Consider the following 10199-nt stretch of genomic DNA (forward strand, 5'->3'; position numbering starts at 1 on the left):
GTGCGCCGCGCAGTAACGCCCGCCAGCCTCCGCCAAAGCAGGGCAGCCGGGATACGCGCACGGAGGCAAAGGCTTATGAGGCATGCTGCACCTCCGCCTTCCTGCCCGTCGCCTGCTCCCAGCGTTTGACTATGACATCGGCGTAAAGCGGGTCTATCTCGCAGAGGCAGGCTTTGCGGCCTGTATGCTCGCACGCAATGAGCGTGCTGCCTGACCCGCCGAACAGGTCCAGCACCACATCGCCCTTGCGGCTGCTGTTGCGTATCGCACGGGCGCACAGCTCCACGGGCTTCATCGTCGGGTGTTCTTCGCTGCGCGTGGGACGGGGGATCTCCCAGACGGTGGTTTCCGCGCGTCCGCCATACCACTTGTGGCTTGCGCCAGCCGCCCAGCCGTAAAGTATCGGCTCGTGCTGCCACTGGTAGTCCTGTCTGCCGAGAACGAAGCTCTGCTTGGCCCAGATAACGGTTTGTTTGACCTCGAAACCGCTGTCCAGCAAAGTCTGCCGGAACAGCATGGTCTTGCCGTCAGCATGACAGACATAATAAGGCGTCCCGCCGTCGCAGACCTTACGCATGGCGTTGAACGCCTTGCCGAGGAACGCGCTGAAATCCGCGTCGGACATCGCGTCGTTCTGTATGGTCAGGCGCTTCTTGGTTTTGCCGACATAGGCGATGCCATACGGCGGGTCGGTGAATATCATGTCGGCCTTGGCACCGTCCATCAGGCGGTTGACGGCAGCCTCGCCGGTCGAATCGCCGCAAAGCAGGCGATGGTCGCCAAGCAGCCACAGGTCGCCGGGCTTGGTAATGGCGGTCCCTGGCTTATCCGGCACTTCATCCAGCCTGTCCTCATCCAGAAGCGCTTCGTCCTGAGCCAGTTCGCCCAACTCGTCGTCCGAGAAGCCGACCTCGCGCAGGAAATCCGCGTCAAAATCGTTGGCGAGTATGTCCATGTCCCAGTCGCCTGACGAGATGTTATCCCGCAGCATCCGCTTGGCTTCCAGTTCCGGATTGTCCATGACGATAACCGGCACTTCCTTCATGCCAATCTCGACAGCCGCACGGTAGCGCTGGTTGCCCGCGAATATCACCATCTCCTTGTTGACGAGTATGGGCCGCGCTTCAAAATAATCGCGGTCTTCGCGAAGGCTGGCGCACAAACGCTTGAACGCTTCGTCCTTTATGACGCGCGGGTTCTGCGGATTGGGTTTGATTTTACCGACGGGGATATATTCAGGCTTAAGCATTGGAACCTCCGGTTAAAGCTTGAGCGGAGTGCCGGAACCGCCCCGGCCCCTTGAGTGTGGGACACTCATGGCTCTCTCTTGAGCCCTCCTCCGCAAATATCTTCCACGACAGGTCTTTGTGTTTCGGATAGTTCAGGTTCCAGGTGAAAGGCGACTCGCGTAGCAGTGCCTTGCGCTCTTTGTGCGAGCAGAGGAATTTGCAGTAGCGGAACTGGAAGCCGGTTATCTTGTGCAACCCGAGTTTGCGGACAAATCCGGCTTCGCGCGTGCCGTAGCGGGTTATCAGAAAGCGCGGGTGAACCACTTCGCCGTCGGCGGTGGCATAGAACTGGCTGACGATGCTGCCGCCGTAGAGCCAGCTCGCCGCCTGATAGACATAGCCCGGCTTGCCGCGTAATCCGTCGGCCCAACTGAACAGCAGCTTCACCAAAGGGAAATCTTCCAGTATCCGTTGGCAGCAAAGTTTCAGGAACGCGCTTTCGGTGTTGCGCGGCATGCAATCCAGCACGCAGAACCGGTTTAGTTCAAGGTAATCCGCGACGCCCAGCGACGGAAATATCCGGCGGATAGTGTGTGTCGGACGCACGCCATAGCCCCAAAGCGCTACGCCGACCAGCTCGCCGTCATGGAACAGGCCATAGCAGACCTTTGTTATCGGCGGACATATGACGGCGTAGTGATACTCGGCAACAAACCGCCGTCCCGCCGCATTTGAGATAGCCTGAATGGAAAGCCCGGTCATGCAACCTCCGGGCAGGAAAGGGTGGCGGCGTCCGTCCGGGCCGAGCATTTATGTATGTGTGTGCCCGCGCTGCCGCCAGAAAACGAAGCCCCGCGCCCATTTTTCAGGACGCAGGGCTGTGCGTATATTGTCGAGGTATACGCAAATTTCCTGCAAAAACAAATCGAGGTATTCGCCATAGTTCTCCCGGCGTATACCTCGACACCAATATTCTACCGCACGGGATTCAGGTTGTCACGTGTTGGTTTTTGGCTATGCTTTTGCAAGCGGCTTTCCCGTCGTAAAACGCACGCCTTCAAATTGTTTCTGCGAAGCAGCTCATACACCACGCCCGCTGATTGCAGCTTCATCTTGAACGCGACTTCCTTTGCCGCAAAGCCGCACCGCAACAGCCGCACTATTTTCGCATCGCGTTTCGGATTCTTGCTCATAACCTCTGCCCTGGAAAATCGCCGAACAGCATCGGCGCTTCATGCTGATGCTTCGCCGCCAAATCTATCGCGGTCTTGTGCAACGCTTCCCAATGCTCCAGCTCTTTTGTGAACTGCCGCATCGTGGCGTTGTTGGCCCGGCACGCTATCCAGACCGCGTTTAACCGGTTCTCGCAATCGCATATCGCTCGGAACAACCTCGCGTCTTTTTGCTCCGTGATTTTATACGCACCGGAAATCCAAGTCGCTGAAACCCGATTGATAGCGGCCATCACCAGCTTCCTGCGTTCTATCTCCATACTCCCCCAGTTTTGGCGATTTGGCGAGCCGTTTTTGAGTTTTGGCGAACGCATTTGTATTGGTAAATTTCGGGTTTTCGCCAAAATCGCCAAGATTTTCCGAAACTTTTTCGGTATAAACCGGAGGTTTTATATACAGAAACTTTTGGGAATTTCTTGGCGATTTGGCGAACAATATATATTACTCGCGTGCGTACGAGCTGACGTTCGCCAAAACTGCGTTTTTTCGTTTTGGCGATTTTGGCGACTTTGGCGAAAACCGGGCAGGGCTGTATACATTGCGCCTGCGCGCAAAGTATTTTAATTGTCATACCAGCTCCCGTACTGTTTCGGCTGCATATCCGGTTTAAGCTGAATCCCTGACCACACATACTTGTCAACATGAGCGCCCGCGGTGGCGCGCATTTTGACCAGCCCGTGCCGCTCAAGGTAATCGGACATCTGGTTGCGGCTGATGCCCTTGTAGCCGTTTTCTTTGGCCCATGATTGCGCAGCGGAGGATAGCTTGCCAGCTAATTCTTCGGCGTTTGGCGACAGCTCGCAGCACTCCGCGATAAACGCGCCCATAAGGTCGGATTTCTCGCGGTATTCGTCCAGCGCGCGTGCCATCACGGCGGGCATGCCCAACCCGTCTTTTTGCCACAGCCGGAAACCGTCAACCATCCACGCAAAGATGCCTTCCGCCTCCGCCATGAGCTTTTCGTCCAGATTCTTGTCCACCGTGTCCGGGCCGAAATACGCTTTGAACGGTATCAGCCGGATGCGCGACCAGATGCCTTGGTCCGTGCCGCTGATGTTCGGTTTGTAATTCGTTGACAGCCAGATTTTGAACTCAGGAACATATTCAAACGGCTTGTGGTACAGAAACCGTGCGCTTATCGGTTCGCCGCCGGTCATCGCTTTTATCTGCGCTTCGGCGAATTTCTGGCCCTTCTCGCCCTCGGAGGCCATCACGAAGCGTATGCCTTTGAGCTTCGCCAGCTCCTGCGACGCATTGTTGCTGTTCCCGTCGTAACGCTCCATCAGCGTGCTTGCTGGCGTAACCGCCGCATACGGACCAAGTATCCGCCAGATTGTTTTCAGGAACGTGCTTTTGCCGTTGCGCCCCGTGCCGTAACAGATGAACAGGCAATGCTCCGAAATATCGCCGCTTAACGAATATCCCGCCGCGCGCTGCATGAACGCTATCAACTCGTTGTCGCCCTGAAATATCTCGTCAAGGAACTTGAGCCAGCGCGGGCATTTGGCCTCGGGGTTGTAATCGTAAGCAATTTTCCGCGTAATCATATCCTCCCTCCTGTGTCCGCAAAGTTTCAACGCTGATAAATTAAACGCGCCGTTGTCGCAATTGAGCAGTTTTTCGTCCGCGTCAAAATCGCCCGCCGCAGCCGGGATGCCTTCCTCGCTTTCAGCCAGTTTTATCATCGCGTCCAGCCGCGATTTTGACTCGCTGGTTTTTGCGTGAGCGAACAGCTTATCGTTGTTCTCGCCCTCAGCCAGCGCGAACATGCGCTTCACCGATTGCTTGGCCAGCCGCATCACTTGACCGGATTCCTCACGCGCCCATTTCTTGCCGTCCCAGACATGCCAGCCCGCGAACTGCGCCGAATAACGTAAATCACGACCGGACAACTCGCGCAGTAACGCGGCGTTCCATACATCGGTATACGGCCCGGCCAGCTTATCCACGGGATAGCGGCACGCCGATTTGGCTATGGTTTCCGCCTCATGCTCCGACAGCGGCGGTATACATTTCTCGCGGTTGGTCTTGAGAACCAGCGACAGGATATCCTCCGCGCTCAACCCGGTTTTGTGCAGCCGGTAGGCGATGGAAAACAGCTTGTCGTTGCGGTTGGACGTGATTTTGCTTCCGTCGGATAAATCAACTTTCGCAATCGCGCTATGCGCCTTGACCAGTTTTATAAGCCAGTCCGGCGCGTCGGCGAACGGCACGGAATCCGGCGGACGCACCCAGTCATAACTTTTGCCTTCAGCGACGGACGGCGGCGCGATGATATATCCGCCGTCGCCGCGTATATCCAGCCCGGGGCGCACGCCGATTCTGCAGCCTATCCCATCTGCCGGATAGTTGAAGTAAAGATGCCTCCCGCCGGAGCATGACCGGGCCTCCACCGTAACCGGCAGAACGCCGCGCTCGCGCTCCAAATCGGCAAGCGAGATGTCGCCTCCGGCGTTTTCCTTCACGTCAACATCCAGCACGAAAAATCCGGTCACCTTGCCGGTGGATATGCCGATAAGCGCGTCGGGATGCGGCGCGAACAGGCGTTTCACCGTTTCCGCATCGTTGGACGCGTCTTTGAAGCCGTGCGGCGTTAACGGCGATTTGGCTTTGTTCTTGCCTTCGAGCCTGGGCCTGCACGGCAGCACCGGCCAGCCGCGCGCGGCGTATGCCAATGCGTGCGCTATCATGCGTTCTCGTCGAGAAGCAGCAACAGCGCGGCGGTCAGCGCGCAGATAACCAGATACAAAAGCAGACCGCGCGGATTGCGCCACTGCTTGGGATTGCCAATGCGAAGACAGATTGCTTGCTGTAAGTTCATAAACCCTCCGTTAGTTGGTTACGCCGATTCCCTGACCGGCGCGGGATATGCGGACGGTTACGCCCGGCGGCTCGCCGTATATCTTGCTCACTCGCCCGTCGCAGACGCGGCTGTCGTCAACCCACAACCGCGCGTATGTTATCGCGTCCAGTAAGGCCTTTTTGAGATTATCTTCGTCGGGGCGGCGGCACATGAACACCACATCGGGCTTGACGGATTTCGGTCGCGGGAACCGGAACGTGGCGTCCAGCCGTATCGGCCCGTCCAGCGGCAAGACGGGCCGGTGCTTTATCGCCTCCGCGTGAATCAACCCGAACCAGTCGCTCTTGGGGATCCAGCTCACGAACTTGCCACTGGGCTGACGAAACCTGACAGGCCGCTTCCACGGTTTGGGTATGCCGATGACGGTGAACTCAATCACTCCATCCATAAACCTCCGTGCATCGCGTCAAACAGCTTTATTGCCGCCAACCAGCCGTCCAGCGCGACGGGGATATTCACCTTCTTGGTCTCGAAGTCCGGCCCGGTCTTGCCGAAACGGATTACCCATGCGCTGTCCGGCAACGAGACGCCGTAGGTTTCCGCGAACGCTTGCGCATAGGCGGACACCTGCAGGGGATACTCGTCGCGCATGGCATTGCTGGTTTTCCAGTCCAAGATGATAAACCCGCCGGATTTCGCGCGGGCTATCGCGTCCAGCCGCCCGCCATAGCCGTATTTTGTGCTGGCTACGACGGTATCGCCCGCGATTATCTCCAGACCTTCGTGCGATAGCCACGCCATGAAGTTGTCAAAGCCGGGTTGGGTGTCCAGTTCCAGTTTTGGCGTCTTTCCGGCGATGTAATCGTCTATGGCTTGGTGTACGCGCCCGCCGATATCTGCGGCCTCGTCCTTGATTTTGTCCGGTTGCCGGTCGGCGCGGGCGAGTATCGGGCCAAGAATATCGGCTGTGATGGCCCGACCCTGCGTAAGCTCGGCGATAAGCTCGGACTCTGCCAGTTTCAGCGCGGCACGGCGTGCCCACACCACCAGCGCGTTGGTTTTGCCACCGCCCACGATGTTGAGTATCTTCGTGACGGAGGGATACTCTATCCCGTTGACGGTGTAAAGATGCTGGCGGCGGTAATCGCGGTAGCCGACCGCATAAACAGGCTTCGGCAGTATCGCGGTATCCATCAGAATGGCACCTCGCCGTCGTCCGCCGGTTTGTTGTCCGGGATATAGTCGAACTGGCGGACCTTGTTGCTGCGCTTGCCGTTGTATTCCTCGATGATGATGTCCGCCATCGCTTCTTTGCCGACGATATCGTCCGAGTCAAAGTTGACGCAGCTTTTGTCTATCGAAAAGCCGAAACATTTCAGCGAATGCACCGCTATGCCATGCCCCGGCTGGCCTTTCGGGATGAATGTCAGCGTGTGGTAAACCCACCTGTCCGGCTTGTCCAGAACGCCAAGCTTCATGTTTATTTTCGGGTCGCCCGCCTTGGAGTAACCGTCCTCAACTTGCAACACCTTCACGCGGTATCTGCCCGCCGGTAACGGGGTGTAAACGCCTGCGTTCTCGTCCACTTCGTAATCTATCCTCATGGCTATCCTCCCTATTTGGATTCTTCAAAGCCGAGCATGTCGTACTGCTTCTTGCCGTCCTTGATAGACTCTTTGTAAGCGACGGCGATTGCCTTCCCGACAAATCCGACAGCGCGTTCCGCAGCCGCCGCGCTGTGGGTGATGAACACCTTGCCGACGCCCGCCAGCTTGAGGCCGTATTTCTTACCGGTCCCGGTATCCCGGCTTTTTACTTCCTCCAGCACGCCCTTGGCGGTAAGCTGCTCGGCGGCTTCCGGCGCGGATTTTGCTTCCGCCGGTCTGGTTTCCGGCGAGGGCGCAGGTTTAGGTTCCGGCTTCGCGCCGGCGTTCAGCCAGCTTATGAGCGCCTTGCCTGTGTCATCGGTAATCGGGAAATCTTTGCCGTCAAACAGGCTGGTGCGGTCTTTGGAAACTGCGGCGTAGTGATTTTGGTTGAGTGTGAATACGACGGTGAACTCATATTCCACACTGTCGCGCTGTATCGGCGCGGTGCCGATTTTGCGGGGAATTGCCTGCCCTTTGATGTTGGTTTCAACAGCGTATTCAGCTTTTGAACGCATTGTGGCGATGATATGCATATCGCTCTGTAAAATCGCGTTGATCAGCCGCTCGTGGCGCGGCGTGACATTTTTCCAGCCCGCAAAACCCTTGTTGAGCGCGTCTACGACGGAAAGACATCCGCCTTCGCCAGTCCACTCATGCGACAGGCTGTCTATAACGCACACGCCGTATCCCGCCTGCTGCGCCACCTTGATGGCGTCCACATAGGCTTCGGGCGTATAAGGCGGGCGAAGCTCGGTAACGTCGAAATCAAACCTGTCGGCATACAGGCTGGCCGAGCCATGCTCGGTGTCTATAACGGCGACTTTAGACGAGAGCGATTTGGCGAGTATCAACGAGCTGAACGTCTTGCCCGCGCCCGCCGGACCTTCAACCGCCAGCCTTAGGCGGCTCTGTGTTTTCTGAGCTTTCTGGAACATGTGCCTGGCTCCTTTTCTTTATAATGTCGGCGGCAATCATCCGCGCCAGTATCCGTAATCCGGCGTCAAACTGCCGCTGCGCTTCCGGCGTCCACCCCTCGGAAGAGGGGTAATCGTCATTTGGTGATTGCGAAGAGGTCATCGAAGTTTTCGGTCTCCAGAACGCGCATCATCCGCTGCCGCAGTTTGGGGGAGGGATTGCGCTTCCCGTGAATGATATGGGAGAAGTAGCCGCTGGTTATATCCAGCCTGTAAACCAGCCATTTGACCGTTTTGTTGCGTTCGGCCAGTTTCTGGCGCACTGCTTCCGCCTTAACCCTCACTTTGCATCGCATTCTTGTGTTCCTCCTGATGGGTTAGTATTATTCTTGCACAGTCAAATATACCGAATTCGTTGCAAATATAGCTAATTTATTTTCTTGCAGAAGTTGCGCAAAAGCTATACAATCAGGACGGAATGCGCCGTTGAAAGGAGAACGCGAAAATGAAGTCAAAGGATTTCGGAAAATACCTGCAGCAACTGCGTAAGGCCCGCCGGCTCACGCTGCTGGACGTCGAGGCCGAGGCCAGGATATCCAACGGCTACCTGTCGCAGTTAGAGACCGGCGTGCGCGGGATACCGCATTTCGACACGTTGAAAAAGCTGGCGGCGGTGTATAAGGTGAGCGTGGCGGAAATGATGGCAAAAGCCGAGGCTGCGGCGCAGGGCGCGGAGCTTGGCGAGGCGGAGAGCGAACTGGACGCGGTCGCCCGCGATTTCCAGCGGCTCAGCCCCGCCGAGAAAGAGCAGCTCAAGACGTTCCTCAAGTATCTGCTGGAAAGGGACAAGTCAAAACGAGGCCGAAAATAGGGATTATGTGTTGGTTTTGCCGGAAAAGACGTTCAGGACAGATGCCGCATCCGGGCGGCATCGGAAAATCCAGCGTGAGCTTGCCAGCCGTTATGTCATGCTCGCATCGGCGTGTGATCCATGCTGGTCTGCAAGCCAGCATCACCTAAAAACGCGGCTACAGCGGCAAAAGTCCGAAACAGCATATTTAGGATTAGGTGTTCGGTCGGTTAGCGGAAATTCTTCCAAGCCGGGACCGTGCTGGCGGAAACCGGCCCGGCGCATCTGCCGTGTTTAACTGGTGCAAGCCTTGCCGACTTATTCCACGCGGATGATTTATTGTGCAACCACATAACTACCGCCCATACATGGGCGGGTGTTTTCGCTTTGGCACCGACGACAGATCCGAACTAATAACATTGACGTGTCCGAATAATGGGTGGAGGTAATGGTGAGCGCGTTGACTCTCCTCCATATTTTCGGTATCATACTATTAAGTTAGGTCATCTCTATTGCGGTGATCGATTGCAATCAGCTTGTCTTTGGGGGAATGAATACAGGAATGATGAGTTGTTGCGCTATGCGATCCCGGCTGAACTGCGTTTCCAGCAAAAGCGTCAGACGCTGGTTTTTTTCTGCGTGCAAATGCGCGGCGGCAGTGATTTTGCCGGCATTTTTCCTTTCCGATGTTAACGCTGCGTCAATAAGATGGATTGGCGGAAGCGGCTCGTGGTCGGTTGCGTCCAACTGGAGTGGCGGAGTTCTGCCGACTGCGACTGACGATGTGACCATAGATGCCGCTGTAACGGTAACAGCCAGTGGCGCTCCTATATCTTTCAATACTTTGGTGCTTGGCGGAACCAGTGCTCCCAAGCTGATGCTTTCAACAGGCACACTGAATGTTGGTGCAATCACAATCAATAACAATGCGGTTTTGGAACAGAACAGCAGTTTACAGTTGGTTTTTTCTGAAATAACCATAAATTCCGGCGGCAAACTGACTCATACTGCCAATACCAGCGCAAAACAGTATTCCCTTAATATTAAGGCTACGGGCAACTTTACCCTACAGTCCGGCGCCACGATATACATGGACGGGTTGGGGTATACTGGTAATGCTAGCGGTGGTGGGAATGGCCCGGGGGGAGGGAAAGGCGCTTATGACAGTTTAGGCGGTTCCGGCGGCGGGCATGGCGGTAGCGGCGGGAACAGTGATTCGCAGTATGGCGGCACCTATAATGACAATTTGCTGGCTCCGGCGGATTTGGGAAGCGCTGGTGGAGGAGGGAAGAGTTCCAATGCTGGCGGCAGCGGGGGCGGTTTATTAACCGCCAGCATTGGCGGGGTGGCGCATATATACGGGTTGATAAGCGCGAACGGAATAAGCGGCACCAATATCAGCGGAGGGTCGTCCGGCGGCGGCGCCGGGGGCGGCATCAATATAAGCGCTGGTTCCATAGACGGCAGCGGGGTAGTGCAGGCGAACGGCGGCGATAAAGGCGCCGGGGGTCCCTACGGCGGC

At 56.6% G+C, this 10199-nt stretch carries 15 protein-coding genes; 2 read left to right on the forward strand and 13 right to left on the reverse strand.

The annotated features are described in order from the left end of the window. Positions 1-73: 73 nt before the first annotated feature. The 12 genes from WC421_07635 to WC421_07690 form a co-directional block, all read right to left on the reverse strand. On the reverse strand, positions 74-1249 hold the full coding sequence (locus tag WC421_07635; GenBank protein MFA5162102.1) for a DNA modification methylase: 1176 nt from the start codon (positions 1247-1249) through the stop codon (positions 74-76). After that, complete coding sequence (locus tag WC421_07640) at positions 1242-1991, reverse strand: hypothetical protein (protein MFA5162103.1); 750 nt, start codon at positions 1989-1991, stop codon at positions 1242-1244. The genes WC421_07635 and WC421_07640 overlap by 8 nt, the downstream gene beginning before the upstream one ends. Before the next feature lie 212 nt (positions 1992-2203). Then, positions 2204-2422, reverse strand: coding sequence for a hypothetical protein (locus WC421_07645; GenBank protein MFA5162104.1), 219 nt, complete (start codon positions 2420-2422; stop codon positions 2204-2206). After that, a complete protein-coding gene (locus WC421_07650; GenBank protein MFA5162105.1) occupies positions 2419-2721 on the reverse strand; it encodes a hypothetical protein in 303 nt (100 codons plus the stop codon). The genes WC421_07645 and WC421_07650 overlap by 4 nt, the downstream gene beginning before the upstream one ends. Beyond that, the gene (locus WC421_07655) at positions 2712-3032 is read right to left on the reverse strand and encodes a hypothetical protein (GenBank protein ID MFA5162106.1); all 321 of its coding nucleotides are present in this window, start codon (positions 3030-3032) and stop codon (positions 2712-2714) included. The genes WC421_07650 and WC421_07655 overlap by 10 nt, the downstream gene beginning before the upstream one ends. Continuing rightward, a complete protein-coding gene (locus WC421_07660) occupies positions 3022-5151 on the reverse strand; it encodes a phage/plasmid primase, P4 family (GenBank protein ID MFA5162107.1) in 2130 nt (709 codons plus the stop codon). The genes WC421_07655 and WC421_07660 overlap by 11 nt, the downstream gene beginning before the upstream one ends. Next, positions 5148-5282: a hypothetical protein gene (locus WC421_07665; GenBank protein ID MFA5162108.1), complete on the reverse strand. Its 135-nt coding sequence runs from the start codon at positions 5280-5282 to the stop codon at positions 5148-5150. The genes WC421_07660 and WC421_07665 overlap by 4 nt, the downstream gene beginning before the upstream one ends. Before the next feature lie 10 nt (positions 5283-5292). Next, positions 5293-5712, reverse strand: a complete 420-nt coding sequence (locus tag WC421_07670) for a RusA family crossover junction endodeoxyribonuclease (GenBank protein MFA5162109.1) — start codon at positions 5710-5712, stop codon at positions 5293-5295. Then, the gene (locus tag WC421_07675) at positions 5700-6458 is read right to left on the reverse strand and encodes a PD-(D/E)XK nuclease family protein (GenBank protein ID MFA5162110.1); all 759 of its coding nucleotides are present in this window, start codon (positions 6456-6458) and stop codon (positions 5700-5702) included. The genes WC421_07670 and WC421_07675 overlap by 13 nt, the downstream gene beginning before the upstream one ends. Beyond that, a complete protein-coding gene (locus WC421_07680; GenBank protein ID MFA5162111.1) occupies positions 6458-6868 on the reverse strand; it encodes a DUF669 domain-containing protein in 411 nt (136 codons plus the stop codon). Before WC421_07680 ends, WC421_07675 begins: the two co-directional genes overlap by 1 nt. Positions 6869-6879: 11 nt before the next feature. Further along, on the reverse strand, positions 6880-7848 hold the full coding sequence (locus WC421_07685; GenBank protein MFA5162112.1) for an ATP-binding protein: 969 nt from the start codon (positions 7846-7848) through the stop codon (positions 6880-6882). A gap of 116 nt (positions 7849-7964) precedes the next feature. Next, the gene (locus tag WC421_07690) at positions 7965-8183 is read right to left on the reverse strand and encodes a helix-turn-helix transcriptional regulator (GenBank protein MFA5162113.1); all 219 of its coding nucleotides are present in this window, start codon (positions 8181-8183) and stop codon (positions 7965-7967) included. Between the two features lie 149 nt (positions 8184-8332). Here WC421_07690 and WC421_07695 point away from each other — a divergent pair, with 149 nt between their 5' ends. Continuing rightward, complete coding sequence (locus tag WC421_07695) at positions 8333-8698, forward strand: helix-turn-helix transcriptional regulator (protein MFA5162114.1); 366 nt, start codon at positions 8333-8335, stop codon at positions 8696-8698. Positions 8699-9208: 510 nt separating this feature from the next. Here WC421_07695 and WC421_07700 read toward each other — a convergent pair. Continuing rightward, positions 9209-9658, reverse strand: coding sequence for a hypothetical protein (locus tag WC421_07700; GenBank protein ID MFA5162115.1), 450 nt, complete (start codon positions 9656-9658; stop codon positions 9209-9211). 265 nt (positions 9659-9923) lie between these two features. On the opposite strand from WC421_07700, the gene WC421_07705 reads away from it, so the two are divergent. Next, positions 9924-10199: hypothetical protein (locus WC421_07705; protein ID MFA5162116.1), on the forward strand; the 276-nt coding region annotated here is incomplete at its 3' end.

This window comes from Elusimicrobiales bacterium (genome assembly GCA_041651175.1).
GTDB lineage: Bacteria > Elusimicrobiota > Elusimicrobia > Elusimicrobiales > Elusimicrobiaceae > JAQTYB01.